Origin of the sequence: Actinacidiphila rubida (assembly GCF_900110255.1) — a bacterium.
In the GTDB taxonomy this organism is placed as follows: Bacteria; Actinomycetota; Actinomycetes; order Streptomycetales; family Streptomycetaceae; genus Actinacidiphila; species Actinacidiphila rubida.
Genome location: NZ_FODD01000003.1, coordinates 217,596 through 234,462 on the forward strand (window position 1 = coordinate 217,596; position 16,867 = coordinate 234,462).

Sequence of the window (16,867 nt, forward strand, 5' to 3'; positions counted from 1 at the left end):
GGCCGCGTGGAGCGGACGGCATGCCGCGGGCCGCGCCCGCCCGCGCGGCGGGTCAGTCCCCGGCCGTGATCACCGCGGTGATGCGGTCCAGCGCGGCCAGGTCCTCCGGCGGCAGCGCGCTGACCGCGTCCGGGGGAGTGCTGAGGATCGCGTCGGCGCGGGCCGCCGCCGCCTTGCCGTCCGGGGTGACGGTGACGATCTTGCTGCGGCGGTCGGTCGGGTGCGGGTTGCGCTCCACCAGGCCGCGCTTGACCAGGTCGTCGACCACGAGCGTCACGTAGGGGCGGTCGCTGCCCAGCTCCACGGCCAGCTCGCTCATCCGCATGGGCTCGGCCGCGATCCTGCGCAGCGCCTTGACGCGGAAGAAGCTCATGCCGAGCGCGTCCGCGGTCTCCTTGCGGCGCTCGTTCTGCTCCAGCACCAGCGCCCGCAGGCGCCGCCACACGCGCTCGGCCGTGGCCGTCGCGTCATCCGTGCCGGCCGTCCCGGGTGTGCCTGGCGTGCCCGGCGTGCCCCCCGTGGTCTTCGTCATGATGTGCCCACGGTAGCGCGGGAGTCCGCGGCGCGTTCGGCCTCCGGCACCATCAGGGCGGCCGCGGTCCGCTCCGCGGTGCCGCGGGCCCAGCGGCCGGTGGTGAGCAGGCCGAGCACCAGCACGGCCAGGCCGCAGCCGGCGATGATCCACCACGCGCCCTCGTGCAGGCCGGCCGCGAGGGCCGCGCCGAGCACGGCGACGCCGAGGGACTGGCCGACCTGCCGGCTGGTCGAGGCGACGGCGGCCGCCACCCCGGCCTGCGCGCGCGGCATGCCGGACACCGCGGTGTTGGTGATCGGCGCGTTGACCAGGCCGAAGCCGATGCCGAACAGCACGTACGAGGTGAACAGCAGCGCGTTGGAGGACTGCGCGTCCAGCGCGGCGAACAGCACGCCGCTGGCGGTCATCGCGGCGCCGGCCAGCACCAGCGACAGCCGCGGCCCGCGGGTGCCCACCAGGCGTCCGGACAGCGGCGCGAAGACCAGGCACATCAGCGCCATCGGCACCATGTAGAGGCCCGCGTCGAGCGCGGACAGCCCGCGTTCGTCCTGCAGGTAGAGGGTGTTGAGGAAGAGGAAGCCGCCGAGCGCGGCGAACGCGCTGACCGCGATGACGGTCGCGCCGGCGAACGGCGCGCTGGCGAAGAACCGGGTGTCGATCAGCGGGTCCCTGCGGCGCGGCTCGTAGACGACCAGTGCCGCGACGGCCAGCACCGCCACCACGAAGCAGCCGACGATCGGCGCCGAGCCCCAGCCCGCGTCCGAGCCCTCGATGATGCCGTAGGTCAGGGTGCCGAGCAGCGCGATGACCAGGAGCTGCCCGACCGGGTCCACCCGGCGGGCGCGCGGCGCCCGGGACTCCGGCACGAACCGCGCGGTGAGCACGAGCGCCACCAGGCCCACGGGCAGGTTGATCCAGAAGATGGACCGCCAGCCGACCGACTGCACGAGCGCGCCGCCGACGATCGGCCCGGCCGCCATGCTGATGCCGACGACGCCGCCCCACACGCCGATCGCCCGGGCCCGCTCGCGGGCGTCGGTGAAGGTGTTGGTGATGATCGACATCGCGACCGGGTTGAGCATCGAGCCGCCGACCGCCTGCACCATGCGGAAGACGATGAGCCAGCCGAGGCTCGGTGCGAGGCTGCACAGCACCGAGCCGGCGGTGAAGAGCACCAGGCCGGTCTGGAAGACCTTCTTGCGCCCGATCCGGTCGGCGGTCGACCCGGAGAGCAGCAGGAGGGAGGCGATCACCAGCAGGTAGGCGTCGATCGTCCACTGGAGTCCGGAGACGCTGGAGTGGAAGTCCTTCTGCAGTGACGGCAGTGCCACGTTGAGGATCGTGTTGTCCAGGCTGACGATCAGCAGGCTCATGCAGCAGATGGCCAGGATGAGCATGCGGCGCCGGTAGGTGAGGTCAGGCATGGCGTGCGGTTCCCAAGGTCGTGCCGTTCCGTGCGGGTGTTCCGGAGCGCGGGCCGCGAAAGTACGTGGCCCCCACACTGCTTGTAGCTGTGTAATCATTTCAATCGTACAACCAAGCGCCGGGCCGGTGCCGCCGTACGGGACAATGGGCGGCATGACCGTTGACGCCACGCTGACCCGCCCCGCCGCGGGCACCCTCCGGATCGGTCCGCACACGGTGTGGCCGCCGGTCGTCCTCGCGCCCATGGCGGGCATCACCAACGCGCCGTTCCGCACCCTGTGCCGGGGGTTCTCCGGCGGCAAGGGCCTGTTCGTGAGCGAGATGATCACCACGCGGGCGCTGGTCGAGCGCAACGAGAAGACCATGCACCTGATCCACTTCGACGCGTCCGAGACGCCGCGCTCGATCCAGCTGTACGGCGTCGACCCGGTGACCGTCGGCAAGGCCGTCCGGATGATCGTGGACGAGGACCTCGCCGACCACATCGACCTCAACTTCGGCTGCCCGGTGCCCAAGGTGACCCGCAAGGGCGGCGGCTCCGCGCTGCCGTTCAAGCGCAACCTGCTGCGCGCGATCCTGCGCGAGGCGGTCGGCAACGCCGGCCGGCTGCCGGTCACCATCAAGATGCGCAAGGGCATCGACGACGACCACATGACGTACCTGGACGCGGGCCGGATCGCCGTGGACGAGGGCGTCACCGCGGTCGCGCTGCACGGCCGCACCGCCGCCCAGCACTACGGCGGCACCGCCGACTGGGACGCGATCGCCCGGCTCAAGGAGCACGTCCCGGAGATCCCCGTGCTCGGCAACGGCGACATCTGGTGCGCCGAGGACGCCGTGCGGATGATGCGCGAGACCGGCTGTGACGGCGTGGTCGTCGGTCGGGGCTGCCTGGGCCGGCCGTGGCTGTTCGGCGACCTGGTGGCCGCGTTCGAGCGGGGCGCCGACGGCACTGACGGCGCCGCGGCCGCGGGCCCGGCGGAACCGCGCTTCGGCGAGGTCGCCGCGGTGATGCGGCGGCACGCGGACCTGCTCGGGCAGTGGCTGGGCGACGAGTCGCGCGGCGTCATCGACTTCCGCAAGCACGTGCCCTGGTACACCAAGGGCTTCGCGGTCGGCTCCGAGGCCCGCCGGGCGCTGGCCACCGCCTCCTCGCTGGCCGAACTGGACGAGCACCTGGGCGGGCTGGACCACGACCAGCCGTGGCCGGCGCACGCCGACGGCCCGCGCGGCCGCACCGCCCCCGGCAAGCGCGTCGTGCTGCCCGACGGCTGGCTTGACGACCCGAACGCGTGCGAGGTGCTGAGCGAGGACGCCGAGGCCGACACCTCCGGCGGCTGACCGCTCCCGGCCCCCGGGCCGGTACCTCCCCCTGCGGACTCCACCTCCTGCGGACCCTTCTTTCTGCGGACCGCCCGAGTCCCCCCGCCCGTGTCCTCGCCGGCGGTGGGCGACTCGGGCGGTCCGTGTGGTTTCCGTAGTTTCGCTACGTCCGTGGCGGGAGGCGCACCCTCCCGGCGGCACGTGATTCCCGCCACGCCTGATGCCTCTTGCGCTCAGATGAGCGCCCAAGTGAGCCGTCCACAACTCGAATGCGTACCGCCGGGCACGGGTGCCGCCGCGTCCATCCGGCGGCCTCATCGTCACTGAAAGTGACGGAATCCGCTCTCTCGGCCGAACGTACCGGCGTCATCCGTTCGAGTAGTGAACGCGGACTCACTCCTCCGCCGCGACCTGCTGACTTTCGATCTGTCGGCAGACGGGCGGTTACACCCGTGTGTCGTGATGATGGACGTACTGCAGAGCCTTCGAGATGGGTACGCTCCCCGCCGTCAGGGCATCCAGCACGCGAGGAGTCGAGGCCCGTGCCGTCGCGACCGCAGCAGCAGAAATTCGTCTACGACTTCACTGAGGGCAACAAGGACCTGAAGGACCTGCTCGGCGGGAAGGGTGCGAACCTCGCCGAGATGACCAACCTCGGTCTGCCGGTCCCTCCCGGGTTCACCATCACCACCGAGGCCTGCAAGGAGTACCTGGAGACGGGCAGCGAGCCGGCCGCGCTGCGCGACGAGGTGAGTGCGCACCTCGACGCGCTGGAGCAGCGGATGGGCAAGAAGCTCGGCCAGGCCGACGACCCCCTGCTGGTCTCCGTGCGGTCGGGCGCGAAGTTCTCCATGCCGGGCATGATGGACACCGTCCTCAACATCGGCCTGTCCGACGCCTCCGTGCAGGGCCTGGCCGCGCAGGCGGACAACGAGCGCTTCGCCTGGGACTCCTACCGCCGCCTGGTGCAGATGTTCGGCAAGACGGTGCTGGGTGTGGACGGCGACCGGTTCGAGGACGCGCTGGAGGACGCCAAGCGGGCCAAGGGCGCCGACAGCGACCTGGGCCTGGACGCCGCCGATCTGCGGCAGCTCGTCGAGGACTTCAAGGCGATCGTCGCCAAGGAGGCCGGCCGGGAGTTCCCGCAGGAGCCGCGCGAGCAGATGGACCTCGCCGTCCGCGCGGTCTTCGACTCCTGGAACACCGAGCGCGCCAAGCTCTACCGCCGCCAGGAGCGCATCCCCGGCGACCTGGGCACCGCGGTCAACATCTGCTCGATGGTCTTCGGCAACCTCGGCCCGGACTCCGGCACCGGCGTCGCCTTCACCCGCGACCCGGCCAGCGGCCAGCAGGGCGTCTACGGCGACTACCTGCAGAACGCGCAGGGCGAGGACGTCGTCGCCGGCATCCGCAACACCGTGGCGCTCGCCGAGCTGGAGCGCATCGACAAGACGTCGTACGACCGGCTGCTGAGCATCATGGAGACGCTCGAGACGCACTACCGCGACCTGTGCGACATCGAGTTCACCATCGAGCGCGGCCAGTTGTGGATGCTGCAGACCCGGGTGGGCAAGCGCACCGCGGCCGCCGCGTTCCGGATCGCCACCCAGCTCGTCGACCAGGGCCTGATCGACGAGGCCGAGGCGCTGCGCCGGGTCACCGGCGGGCAGCTGGCCCAGCTGATGTTCCCGCGGTTCGACCACGAGGCCGCCGACAGCGGCCGGGCCAAGCGGATCGGCTGGGGCATCGCGGCCTCGCCGGGCGCCGCGGTCGGCAGGGCGGTCTTCGACTCGTACACCGCCGTGAAGTGGTCGCGCTCGGGCGAGAAGGTCATCCTGATCCGCCGCGAGACCAACCCGGACGACCTCAACGGCATGATCGCCGCCGAGGGCATCCTCACCTCGCGCGGCGGCAAGACCTCGCACGCCGCGGTCGTCGCCCGCGGCATGGGCAAGACCTGCGTGTGCGGCGCGGAGGAGCTGGAGGTCGACACCAAGGCCCGCCGGCTGACCGCGACCGGTCCCGACGGCAAGCCCGTGGTGATAGAGGAGGGCGACCTCGTCTCCATCGACGGCTCGTCCGGCAAGGTCTACCTCGGCGAGGTCCCGGTCGTGCCGTCCCCGGTCGTGGAGTACTTCGAGGGCCGGATGCACGCCGGTGCCGACGAGGCCGACGAACTGGTCCGGGCCGTGCACCGGATCATGGCGTACGCCGACCGGGTCCGCCGGCTGCGGGTGCGGGCCAACGCCGACAACGCCGAGGACGCCATGCGGGCCCGGCGGTTCGGCGCCCAGGGCATCGGGCTGTGCCGCACCGAGCACATGTTCCTCGGCGAGCGCCGGGAGCTGGTCGAGCGGCTCATCCTGGCCGACACGGACGCCGAGCGCGAGGAGGCCCTGGGCGCGCTGCTGCCGCTGCAGAAGGCCGACTTCATCGAGCTGTTCGAGGCGATGGACGGGCTGCCCGTCACCGTCCGGCTGCTCGACCCGCCGCTGCACGAGTTCCTGCCCGACATCACCGAGCTGTCGGTCCGGGTCGCGCTCGCCGAGGCCCGCAAGGACGCCAACGAGAACGACCTGCGACTGCTGCAGGCGGTGCACAAGCTGCACGAGGCGAACCCGATGCTGGGCCTGCGCGGGGTGCGGCTCGGCCTGGTCATCCCCGGCCTGTTCGCCATGCAGGTACGGGCCATCGCCGAGGCCGCCGCGCACCGCATGGCCGCCAAGGGCGACCCGCGGCCGGAGATCATGATCCCGCTGGTCGGCACCGTGCAGGAGCTGGAGATCGTCCGGGACGAGGCCGTCCGGGTCATCGCCGAGGTCGAGGCCGCGACCGGCACGTCGCTGCGGCTCGCCATCGGCACGATGATCGAGCTGCCCCGGGCGGCGCTGACCGCCGGGCAGATCGCGGAGGCCGCGCAGTTCTTCTCCTTCGGCACCAACGACCTGACCCAGACGGTGTGGGGCTTCTCCCGGGACGACGTCGAGGCGTCGTTCTTCACCGCCTACCTGGAGAAGGGGATCTTCGGGGTCTCGCCCTTCGAGACCATCGACAGAGACGGCGTGGGCTCACTGGTCCGCGCGGCTGCCGCAGACGGCCGGGCAACCCGACCCGACCTGAAGCTCGGCGTCTGCGGCGAGCACGGCGGTGATCCGGAGTCCGTCCACTTCTTCCACGAGGTGGGCCTGGACTACGTCTCCTGCTCCCCCTTCCGCATCCCGGTCGCGCGCCTCGAAGCAGGCCGCGCGTCCGCCACCGCCCCCTTCGGGGGCGCCCGTTGACCACCTGACCGGGCCGGGTCCGCAACCCGCCGGCGGAGGCCCTTGCCCTGGGGCCGACCCTCACCGGCCGGCGGCTGCGCCCCGGCCCCCCACCGCCGGGGGCGGCGTTTCGTGCGGAGACGCCGCCCCCGGCCTTTGCGTTCCCGGGTGCGTTCCCCGGTGCGGGTGCGGGTGCGGGTGCGGGTGCCGGCGCGGGTCGGTGCCGGGCCGGGAGGGCTCGTGCGGGCGGTGGTTCCGGGAGGTCAGGCGGGGGTGACGCGGCCGCCGACGTCGACGGTGCCGTCGGGATGGGGGCGGGTGACGATGCGGGAGGCGGTGCCCTGGTGGATGGTGAGGGGGCGCCCCAGGCGGGCGGTGAGGACCGTGGCGGAGGCACCGGTCGCCTCGTCCTCGACGATGGCGTCGCCGCGCCGCGGGAAGCCGCGGGCGCGGACGTGGCCCGCGGCTTCGTCGATCCAGGCCCACGCGTAGAGCCAGCCCTCGCCCGGCGGCGGGGCGGGCAGGGCGTCGACGGCGGCGGGGGAGTCGTACCGGTCGGTCAGCCGGCCCGGCGCCCACTCGGCGCGGCCGCGGATCCACACCAGGCCGTCGTCGTCCGTCCACGTGGGGACCTCGCCGGCGGGCGGCCGCAGCACGCCGGTCCCGAGCAGCCAGGCGACACCGACCAGCGGGTGGCCGGCGAAGGGCAGTTCGGCGCTCGGCGTGAAGATCCGCACCCGGCCGCTCGCCGCGTCGTCCACGAACACCGTCTCGCTGTAGCCGAGTTCAGCGGCCAGGTCCTGGCGCCGTGCGGGCGGCACCGAGCCGCCGTCGCGGACGACGCCCAGCAGATTGCCCCCGGCGCCGCCGGGGCCGGTGAAGACGCGCAGAACCTCGACGGTGGTCATCCGCCGATTGAACCATCCGGCCCGTGGACCCCGGTACGAGGGCAGGTCGGTGGCGAATGTTTCGAGGAGGTTGCCGAAAGATGGAAAGTGCCTGATGGACACCCTCCGGGCCTTCTCGGCATCGGACAGAACCCGCCGCTACGGCTACGATCGCTGGCATGAGTGCCCCCAGCGTTCAGCAGCCCCGCGATGACCAGCCGGGAAACCCGTCGGACGGCACGGCGACGCTCGCCGAGATCGCCCGGGCCGCCGGTGTGTCCGCGCCGACTGTTTCGAAGGTCCTCAACGGTCGCGGCGACGTCGCCCCCTCGACCCGCAGCCGGGTCGAGGAACTGCTGCGCGCGCACGGCTACCAGCGGCGGCGCGGCAGCGTGCAGCCCGCGCCCCTGCTCGACCTGGTCTTCCACGAGCTGGAGAGCTCCTGGGCGATGGAGGTCATCCGGGGCGTGGAGAACGTGGCCCGCCAGGAGGGCCTGAGCGTGGTGCTCTCGGAGTCCGCGGGGCGGCTGAGTCCGGGGCAGACGTGGGTCGACGGGGTGCTCGCCCGCCGGCCGACCGGCGTGATCCTCGTGCTGTCCGGGCTCGACCCGGCCCAGCGCGCCCAACTCACCAGCCGCGACATCCCGTTCGTGGTGCTCGACGCGGCCGGCGACCCCGGCGAGGACGTGCCGGCGATCGGCGCGACCAACTGGCAGGGCGGTCTCGCCGCCACCCGGCACCTGCTCGAACTCGGCCACCGCAGGATCGGCGTGATCGGCGGCCCGGCCGGCATCATGTGCAGCCGCGCCCGCATCGACGGCTACCGCGCCGCCCTGGAGACCGCCGGCGTTCAGTACGACTCCGCGCTCGTCGTCAACGGCGACTTCCACCACGAGTCCGGCTACACCAAGGGCCTGGAGCTGCTCCGGCTCAAGGACCGTCCCACCGCCGTGTTCACCGGGAACGACCTCCAGGCGCTCGGCCTGTACGAGGCGGCCCGTGAGACGGGGCTGAGCATCCCCGGCGACCTCAGCGTGGTCGGCTTCGACGACCTGCCGCTGGCCCGCTGGATCAGCCCGCCGCTGACGACGGTCCGGCAGCCGCTGACGGAGATGGCCGAGGCGGCCGCCCACCTGGTGCTCGACATCAGCCGCGGCAACCAGCCGAGCACCCTGCGGGTGGACCTGGCGACCCGGCTCGTGGAGCGGGCCAGCAGCGCCCCGCCGCCGCAAGGCGCCTGACGACGACGAGCCGGCGGCGGCGGAGACGGCGGCGGTCCCGGCCCCCGCTCCGGCCTCCGGCCCCGCCCCCGCCCTGGCGTCCGGAACGTACGGCGCCCGTTCCGCCGCTTTTCTCCCCTCAGTCGTGGGAGCGCTCCCGCGCGCTGACCTGCGCTTCCTGTCGCATCTGTTGACGCTCCCTGGGGGTGGACGTAGGGTCACGCCGCTGATCGGAATGCGCTCCGAAACGTTCGGTGCCCGGTCCGCCCGGTCCGCCCGGCGCGCTTCCCGATCGCACGTGCTGATCCACCTGCCTGATCCAATCCCCCACTTGGAGAGAGGTACCCCCGATGTTCTCGAAGCGCACCCTGAGATCCGCCCTCGGCGAATCCGGCGCCGCCCTGCTGGCCACCGCGGCCGCGGTGCTCGCGTTCACCGTCCCGGCCGCGAACGCCGCCGGCACCCCGCTGCGCGACCTCGCCGCGGCCAAGGGCGTCTACATGGGCACGGCCCTGATGCAGAACGAGCTGACCGGCACCTCCGGGTCCATCGCCGGCGCCCAGTTCGACTCCGTGACGCCCGGCAACGAGATGAAGTGGGCCTCCGTCGAGCCCACCCGCGGCACCTACAACTGGGGCCCGGCGGACCAGATCGTCAGCTTCGCGCAGGCGAACCACATGCAGGTGCGGGGCCACAACCTGGTGTGGCACAGCCAGTTGCCCAACTGGCTGACCTCCGGCAGCTTCAGCAACAGCGAGCTGCACGACATCATGATCAAGCACGTCACGGACGAGGTCACCCACTTCAAGGGCGAGGTCGTGCACTGGGACGTGGTCAACGAGCCGTTCAACGAGGACGGCACCTACCGGTCCGACCTCTGGTACAACCAGCTCGGCTCCTCCTACATCGCCGACGCCCTCACCGCGGCGCACGCCGCCGACCCGGCGGCCAAGCTGTACATCAACGACTACAACGTCGAGGGCCAGAACGCGAAGAGCAACGCGATGTACGCCCTGGTCAAGTCGCTGAAGGCGCAGGGCGTGCCGATCGACGGCGTCGGCTTCCAGGCGCACTTCATCCTCGGCCAGGTGCCGTCGGACTTCAAGGCGAACCTGCAGCGGTTCGCCGACCTCGGCGTGGACGTCGCCGTCACCGAGCTGGACGTGCGCATGCAACTGCCGTCCGACGCCACCAAGCTGCAGCAGCAGGCGAACGACTACACGACGGTGATGAACGACTGCCTGGGCGTGTCCCGCTGCGTCGGTGTCACGGTCTGGGGCTTCAACGACGCCACCTCGTGGGTGCCCAGCACCTTCCCGGGCCAGGGCGCGGCCACCCCGTACGACGAGAACTACCAGCCCAAGCCGGCCTACACCGCCATCCAGACGGCGCTCGGCGGGACGACGACACCGCCGACCACGCCGCCCACGACGCCGCCGACCACACCTCCGACGACGCCGCCCGGCGGGTCCGGCTGCGCGGTCAGCTACGGCGTCAACCAGTGGAACACCGGCTTCACCGCCAACATCACGGTGACGAACGGCGGTTCGTCGGCCGTCAACGGCTGGACGCTCACCTGGACGCAGTCGTCCGGCACCCAGACGGTCACCCAGGCGTGGAACGCCACGGTGACCAGGAGCGGCACCGGCTACACGGCGACGAACCTGTCCTACAACGCCGCCATCCCCGCCGGTGGTTCGACGAGCTTCGGGTTCAACGCCAACTGGTCGGGCGCCAATCCCGCGCCGACCGGCTTCGCACTCAACGGCGCGGCTTGTAGCGTCAGTTGACCGAGACGGGCCCTCATGCGCCTGCCGGGACACCGGAGGGGATGTTCCGGCAGGCGCCGCCGCCCGCGCCGAACGGTGCCGTGTCCGTGCGCCGTTCCGGCAGCGTGGCGCGCCGCTGTCAGGAGACCCGCAGCGGGTAGCTGGCCACGGCGGCCGCGTCGTCGTCCAGGCACCGGCCGTCCGCGAGCGCGAACCGCTGCTTGAGCAGCGGCGAGGCCACGTAGGGCCGGCCGCCCGCCGAGCCCAGCAGGCCGTGGCAGAGCACTCCCGCGCCGGTGAACGGGTCCACGTTGCCGATCGCGTAGAGGCGTCCCGTGCTGTCCTTGAACACCGCGGCCTGCGCGCCGTCGGGGAGCAGCACGGCCACACCGCGCCCGGGTTCCAGGTCGGCGGTCGCGCACACGGCGAGCCAGCCGGAGGAAGTGCGGAGTTCGACCGTGCCGGTGAGGACCGGGGCGAGGCCGGTGAGGGTGGTCATACGGGCACCGTTTCCGTGAGGGCGACCGGCAGGGGCTCCGGCCGGATCTGGTCGCGTTCGGGGACGAAGCGGACGGTGGGGTCGGGCGTGCCCGGCGCGTTGACGAACGATACGAACCGGCGCAGCCGCTCCGGGTCGTCGAGGGTGTCCGCCCACTCGTCCCGGTAGCCGGCCACGTGCGCGGCCATCAGCGCCTCCAGCTCGTCGCAGATGCCGAGGCTGTCGTGGACGACCACGTCGCGGACGTGGTCCAGGCCGCCGGGAATCCGCTCCAGCCACACGCTGGTGCGCTCCAGCCGGTCCGCGGTGCGGATGTAGAACATCAGGAACCGGTCGATCAGCCGCACCAGTTCGGCGTCCGAGAGGTCCTTGGCGAGCAGGTCGGCGTGGCGCGGGGTGGCGCCGCCGTTGCCGCCGACGTACAGGTTCCAGCCGGACGCGGTCGCGATCACCCCGAAGTCCTTGCTCTGCGCCTCGGCGCACTCCCGGGCGCAGCCCGACACGGCCGACTTCAGCTTGTGCGGTGCCCGCAGGCCCCGGTAGCGCAGCTCCAGGTCGATGGCCATCCGCACGCTGTCCTGGACACCGAACCGGCACCACGTCGATCCCACGCAGGACTTCACGGTCCGCAGCGCCTTGCCGTAGGCGTGCCCCGACTCGAAGCCGGCGGCCACCAGCCGCGCCCAGATCAGCGGCAGTTGCTCCACCCGGGCGCCGAAGAGGTCGATCCGCTGACCGCCGGTGATCTTGGTGTAGAGGCCGAAGTCGCGGGCCACCTCGCCGATCACGATCAGCTTCTCGGGCGTGATCTCGCCGCCGGGGATGCGCGGCACCACCGAATACGAGCCGTTCTTCTGCATGTTGGCGAGGAAGTGGTCGTTGGTGTCCTGCAGCGCCGCCTGCTCGCCGTCCAGCACGTGCACGCTCGCGCCGATCACCGGGGCCAGCGACGCCAGGACCGAGGCCACCGCGGGCTTGCACACCTCGCAGCCCTCGCCACCGCGCGCGTCCTCGCGGCCGTGCCGGTCCAGCAGGTCGCGGTAGGAGGTGAGACGCAGCGTCCGCACGATCTCGTACAGCTCGGCGCGGGTCTGCCCGAAGCACGGGCACAGGCCCCTGTCGACCTCGACGCCGCCGGCCTCCAGCTCGGCGTCCACCAGCTGTCCCAGCACCTTCAGGCAGCTGCCGCAGCCCGTACCGGCCTTGGTGCACTTCTTGACCTCCGGCACCCCCGCGCACCCCTGGTCGGCGACCGCACTCCGGATGGCGCCCTTGCTGACGTTGTGGCAGCTGCAGATCACCGCCTCGTCCGGCAGCGCCGTCGGCCCCAGCGCGACGGGCGCGCCCGCGCCGGCCGGCAGCACCAGGTGCTCGGGGGCGACCGGCGGCACCGACCCGGTCAGCGGCCGCAGGACCCCGTAGGACTCGACGTCGCCGACCAGGACCCCGCCCAGCAGCGTGCCGTCGGAGCCGATCACCAGCTTGCGGTACACCCCCGAGCGCGAGTCGGAGTAGAGCACGTCCAGGGCGCCGTCCGCGGTGCCGTGCGCGTCGCCGAAGCTCGCCACGTCCACGCCGAGCAGCTTGAGCTTGGTGGACGTGTCGGCGCCGGTGAACCCGGCGCCCGGCGCGTCCGGGCCGGCGATCGCCCGGGCGGCGGTCTCGGCCATCTCGTTGCCCGGCGCGACCAGGCCGTACACACGGCCGTCCGCGGCCAGCGCGCACTCGCCGATCGCGAACACCGCCGGATCGGACGTGCGGCAGGACGCGTCGACGACGATCCCGCCGCGCTCGCCGACGTCCAGCCCGCAGGCGCGGGCCAGGTCGTCCCGGGGTCGCACACCGGCCGAGAACACCACCATGCCGGCGGGCAGTTCGGAGCCGTCCGACAGCGCCATGCCGGTCACCCGGCCGGCGTCGTCCGTCGTGATCTCCTGCGTGCCGACGCCGGTGTGGACGGTCACGCCCAGGCCCTCCACGGACCTCCGCAGCGCCGCCCCGCCGCCGTCGTCGACCTGCACCGGCATCAGCCGCGGCGCGAACTCCACGACGTGCGTGTCCAGTCCGAGGCCCCGCAGGGCGCCCGCGGCCTCCAGGCCCAGCAGCCCGCCGCCGACCACCGCGCCCGACGTGACGCCCTGGGCGTACGCCTCGATCGCCAGCACGTCCTCGATCGTGCGGTAGACGAAGCAGCCCTCCGCGTCCTTGCCGGGCACCGGCGGCACGAACGGGTACGAGCCGGTGGCCAGCACGAGGGTGTCGTAGCTGATGCTCAGCCCCGAACGGGATGTCACCGTGCGGGAGTCGCGGTCCACCGCCACCGCCGGGTCCCCGACGTGCAGTTCGACGCCGTGCCTCGCCATGAAGCCGTCCTCGACCAGCGACAGCTCCTGCGGACTCGTGCCCTCGGAGAAGTACGAGGTCAGATGGACCCGGTCGTACGCGGGGCGCGGCTCCTCGCAGAGCACGACGACCCGCGCCCGTGCGGTCACCCCGTGCTCGGCCAGGGCCTCCAGGAAGCGCTGTCCGACCATGCCGTGGCCGACCAGCACGACCGTGGGGCGTCCGGTCCGGTCGACTGCGCCGAAGGCGGCGGGGGTTGGCGTCGTCATGCTCGGGGACCTCCGTCGTTGGTGAGCAGATGGATCAGGGGAGCGGCGGGCAGCGGCTCGTCGTCCTCCCAGGTGCGGGCGACCGCGCCGACCGCGGCGAGATCGCCGAGCAGGATGCCGCCGACCAGCCGGTCGCCGCGGACCACGACCTTGCGGTACGCGCCGCGTGTGGCGTCGGCCAGTTGGAGCACGTCGTCGCCCTCGGCCGGGACGGGGTCCCCGAACGCGGCCAGGTCGAACGGCCCGCGCGGGCCCGTCCCCGCCGCGGCGCCGGGCGGTTGCGGCTCCTGTGCGCTCCGCGGCCGGGTCAGGGTCAGCCGGGTCAGGGCGCGGGTGCCGCGGTAGCCGGCCGGCTCGCCCGCCTCGGCGGGTGAGCCGGCTTCGGCGGCCAGCACCCGGGCCAGCACGTCGGCCTGCTCGCGGGCGGCACCCGCCAGGCCGTGCACGACGCCGTCGTGCTGCGCGCAGTCGCCGATCGCGAAGACGGCGGGGTCGCTGGTGCGCAGCCGGTCGTCGACGACGACGCCCCGGCCGACGGCGATCCCGGCGGCCAGCGCCAGGCCGGTCCGCGGCCGCACCCCGCACGCCAGGACCAGCAGGTCGGTCCCCAGGCAGTAGCCGTCGGCGAGTTCGACCGTCGTCACCCGGCGGCCGGCAGGCCCGTCGCACGGCTGGACGCGGATGCCGCGGACCCGGCACTGCGTGTGCACCTCCACGCCCTGGTCCTCCAGGTGCCGGCGCAGCAGGTCCGCGGCCGCCGGGTCGAGATGGCGTTCCATGAGGTGCTCGGCCTGCTGCGCCAGCACGACCTGCGCGCCGCGCGCGGCCAGCGCCTGCGCGGCGGACACGCCGAGCAGGCCGCCGCCGACCACCACCACCCGCGTTCCCGGGCCGGCCGCCCGGGCCAGCGCCAGGCAGTCGTCCATCGTGCGGAACGCGTGGACTCCCGCGGGCAGTTCGTGGGAGGTCACGGTGAACAGGCCGCGCAGCGGCGGCAGTACGGGGTTCGAGCCGGTCGCCAGGACCAGCCGGTCGTAGCGCACCTCGTGCCCGTCGTCGCACACCACACGGCGCGCGGCCCGGTCCAGCAGGACCGCCCGCCGAGGCGGCCCGGCCGCGGTGCCGCCGTCGGGCAGGGCGATCACGCCGGGCGCGTACCGCCCGGCGAGCACCTCCGCCAGCAGCACGCGGTTGTACGGGGGGTGCGGCTCCTCGCCGACGACGGTGACCCGCACCGCCCCGCAGGGCGCGAGCTGCTGGGCGAGCCTCGTGCCCGCCATGCCGCCGCCGATCACCACGATGTCCATGCCCACGAGAGTGCGGCGGCGCTGTTACCCGGCCGGATCACGGCCGTTTCCCGGGAGCAACGCTGCGCTCATCGCCGCACAGCGGGCAGTGTGAGCGTGTGCGGCCGGCCGCATCCCGGGTGACCGGATCGTTCCGCACCCGGGCACGATCATGCCTACCCTGGGAGCGTGCCACCGCGCCAGGATCGAGCCATGACCACGACACCCCCGCAGTCCACCGCGCCCATCGCGTCCGCGCCGGCGTCCCCGGGCGCGCCCGCCGCCACGGACACCGCGCTCCTCGTCATCGACGTCCAGGAGTCCTTCCGGCAGCGGGAGAGCTGGCAGGCCGCGTCCGACCCCGACGTGGCCCTCCAGGTCGCCCGGCTCGTCGACCACGCCCGCGCGCAGGGCCACCTGGTGGTGTGGGTGCTGCACACCGAGCCGGGCACCGGCGGCGTCTTCGACCCGGCCAACGGCCACGTCCGCTACATCGCCCCGCTCACCCCGGCCGACGGGGAGCCGCAGCTCACCAAGACGTCCCACAACGCCTTCACCACCACCAACCTGCAGCAGATCCTCACCGAGCGCGGCATCCGCTCCCTGATCACCTGCGGCATCCGCGCCGAGCAGTGCGTCGAGACCACCACCCGGCTCGCCTCCGACCTCGGCTACCGGGTGACCTTCGTCGCCGACGCGAGCGCGAGCGAGCCCATCTCGCACCCCGACGCGCCCGCCGGCCGCCCCCTCGCGGAGGTCCTGGCCGATCCCGCCACGCTCCGGCCGGCCGACGTGATCGCCCGCACCGTGTACGCCCTGTCCGGCCGTTTCGCCACCGTCACCACCGTCAAGGAGCTGACCGGATCGTGACCCGCGTCGTCTTCCTGCTCGTCCCGCGCCTGCACCTGCTGGACCTCGGCGGCCCCGCCCAGGTGTTCTCCACCGCCGCGGACCAGGACCTCGGGTACACGCTGTCGTACGTGGCCGAGCAGGAGGACGTGCCCACCGCGCAGGGCCTGCAGCTGCGGGCGTCCACGCGGTGGCCGCCGCTGACCCCCGACGACCTCGTCGTGGTGCCCGGCTGGCGCTCGCCCACCCTGCGCGACACCGGGCCGGTGTCCCCGGCCACCCTGGACCGCCTGCGCGCGCACCACGCGGCCGGCGGCACCGTCGCGAGCGTCTGCGCGGGTGCGGACGCGCTCGGCCGGGCCGGCCTGCTCGACGGCCGCCGCTGCACCACCCACCACGACGTGCAGGACGAACTCGCCCTGCGCTACCCGAAGGCCACGGTGGTGCGCGACGTGCTGTACGTCGTCGACGGCCGGGTCGTCACCTCCGCGGGCATCGCCAGCGGGATCGACCTCGCGCTCCACCTGCTGGCCGTGCGGCACGGGCCGGGCGCGGCCGCGCGGGTGGCCCGGCAGATGGTGGTGTACGCGCGCCGCAACGGCGACGACCGGCAGGCGAGCGCGATGCTGCGGCACCGCGGGCACGTCAGCGACGCCGTGCACCGCGCCCAGGACGTCATCGACGCGCGGTTCACCGACCGCCTCGGCCTGGCCGAACTGGCCGCCGGCAGCGGCCTGAGCGAGCGCACCCTCACCCGCCGCTTCGCCGCGGCCACCGGGCTGACGCCGCTGCGCTACCAGCAGGAACTCCGCGTCGAACGCGCCGAGCACCTCATCGCCCGCGGCGCCACCACCGAGGCGGCGGCCCGCGCGGTCGGCTTCCAGGACGCCCGCATGCTCCGTCGCCTGCGCGCTCGCGCGTCCGGCTGATCCCGGTGCGCGGTATGGCCGAGGCTTGCCCTGCCCGGGCCTGGTCCCGCCCCTTGGGCGCCGTCGCCGTCTGACGGTTCGTCGTGGCTTGTCGCGCTGGGGGCACCTCCCGGCCGAAGGCTGGGGGACCCCGCGCCCCTGCGGCATCCGGGCTGCCCCCGGGGCGCCGTGCCCGTCTGCTGCGCCGTCGTGGCTGGTCGCGCAGTTCCCCGCGCCCCTGGCGGTGCACGTTCGTGGGTGGGGTCAGGGGCCACTCCGGGAGTGTCTCCTCGA

Annotated in this window: 12 protein-coding genes; 6 read left to right on the forward strand and 6 right to left on the reverse strand. The window is 73.4% G+C overall.

Going from position 1 to position 16,867, the window contains the following annotated elements; genetic code table 11:
• Window positions 1-52: 52 nt before the first annotated feature.
• Both BMW99_RS04020 and BMW99_RS04025 read right to left on the reverse strand, forming a co-directional pair.
• A complete protein-coding gene (locus tag BMW99_RS04020) occupies window positions 53-532 on the reverse strand; it encodes a MarR family winged helix-turn-helix transcriptional regulator (RefSeq protein WP_069461766.1) in 480 nt (159 codons plus the stop codon).
• Window positions 529-1,959 (reverse strand): MFS transporter, encoded by a 1,431-nt coding sequence (locus tag BMW99_RS04025; RefSeq protein WP_069461767.1) that lies wholly within the window; start codon window positions 1,957-1,959, stop codon window positions 529-531. The genes BMW99_RS04020 and BMW99_RS04025 overlap by 4 nt, the downstream gene beginning before the upstream one ends.
• A gap of 154 nt (window positions 1,960-2,113) precedes the next feature.
• Between BMW99_RS04025 and dusB the strand changes: the two genes are divergently transcribed.
• Together dusB and ppdK are read left to right on the forward strand one after the other, a co-directional pair.
• Complete coding sequence (dusB, locus tag BMW99_RS04030) at window positions 2,114-3,301, forward strand: tRNA dihydrouridine synthase DusB (protein ID WP_107451395.1); 1,188 nt, start codon at window positions 2,114-2,116, stop codon at window positions 3,299-3,301.
• A 524-nt stretch (window positions 3,302-3,825) separates the two neighbouring features.
• Window positions 3,826-6,564 (forward strand): pyruvate, phosphate dikinase, encoded by a 2,739-nt coding sequence (gene ppdK / locus BMW99_RS04035; protein WP_075016233.1) that lies wholly within the window; start codon window positions 3,826-3,828, stop codon window positions 6,562-6,564.
• A 242-nt stretch (window positions 6,565-6,806) separates the two neighbouring features.
• Here the strand turns inward: ppdK and BMW99_RS04040 are convergent, their stop codons facing one another.
• Window positions 6,807-7,451, reverse strand: coding sequence for a PhzF family phenazine biosynthesis protein (locus tag BMW99_RS04040; RefSeq protein ID WP_075016234.1), 645 nt, complete (start codon window positions 7,449-7,451; stop codon window positions 6,807-6,809).
• 158 nt (window positions 7,452-7,609) lie between these two features.
• Between BMW99_RS04040 and BMW99_RS04045 the strand changes: the two genes are divergently transcribed.
• Window positions 7,610-8,671 (forward strand): LacI family DNA-binding transcriptional regulator, encoded by a 1,062-nt coding sequence (locus BMW99_RS04045; protein WP_075016235.1) that lies wholly within the window; start codon window positions 7,610-7,612, stop codon window positions 8,669-8,671.
• Between the two features lie 329 nt (window positions 8,672-9,000).
• Complete coding sequence (locus BMW99_RS04050) at window positions 9,001-10,440, forward strand: endo-1,4-beta-xylanase (protein WP_069465339.1); 1,440 nt, start codon at window positions 9,001-9,003, stop codon at window positions 10,438-10,440.
• 118 nt (window positions 10,441-10,558) lie between these two features.
• On the opposite strand, the gene nirD is transcribed toward BMW99_RS04050, so the two are convergent.
• The 3 genes from nirD to BMW99_RS04065 are packed head-to-tail and all read right to left on the reverse strand — an operon-like array spanning window position 10,559 to window position 14,837.
• Window positions 10,559-10,918 (reverse strand): nitrite reductase small subunit NirD, encoded by a 360-nt coding sequence (nirD, locus tag BMW99_RS04055; RefSeq protein WP_069465340.1) that lies wholly within the window; start codon window positions 10,916-10,918, stop codon window positions 10,559-10,561.
• The gene (gene nirB, locus BMW99_RS04060; RefSeq protein ID WP_069465341.1) at window positions 10,915-13,530 is read right to left on the reverse strand and encodes a nitrite reductase large subunit NirB; all 2,616 of its coding nucleotides are present in this window, start codon (window positions 13,528-13,530) and stop codon (window positions 10,915-10,917) included. The genes nirD and nirB overlap by 4 nt, the downstream gene beginning before the upstream one ends.
• On the reverse strand, window positions 13,527-14,837 hold the full coding sequence (locus tag BMW99_RS04065) for an NAD(P)/FAD-dependent oxidoreductase (RefSeq protein ID WP_176735587.1): 1,311 nt from the start codon (window positions 14,835-14,837) through the stop codon (window positions 13,527-13,529). The genes nirB and BMW99_RS04065 overlap by 4 nt, the downstream gene beginning before the upstream one ends.
• Before the next feature lie 192 nt (window positions 14,838-15,029).
• Here BMW99_RS04065 and BMW99_RS04070 point away from each other — a divergent pair, with 192 nt between their 5' ends.
• Complete coding sequence (locus BMW99_RS04070) at window positions 15,030-15,686, forward strand: cysteine hydrolase family protein (protein WP_079138703.1); 657 nt, start codon at window positions 15,030-15,032, stop codon at window positions 15,684-15,686.
• The gene (locus tag BMW99_RS04075) at window positions 15,683-16,594 is read left to right on the forward strand and encodes a GlxA family transcriptional regulator (protein WP_069465342.1); all 912 of its coding nucleotides are present in this window, start codon (window positions 15,683-15,685) and stop codon (window positions 16,592-16,594) included. The genes BMW99_RS04070 and BMW99_RS04075 overlap by 4 nt, the downstream gene beginning before the upstream one ends.
• Window positions 16,595-16,867: the final 273 nt, after the last annotated feature.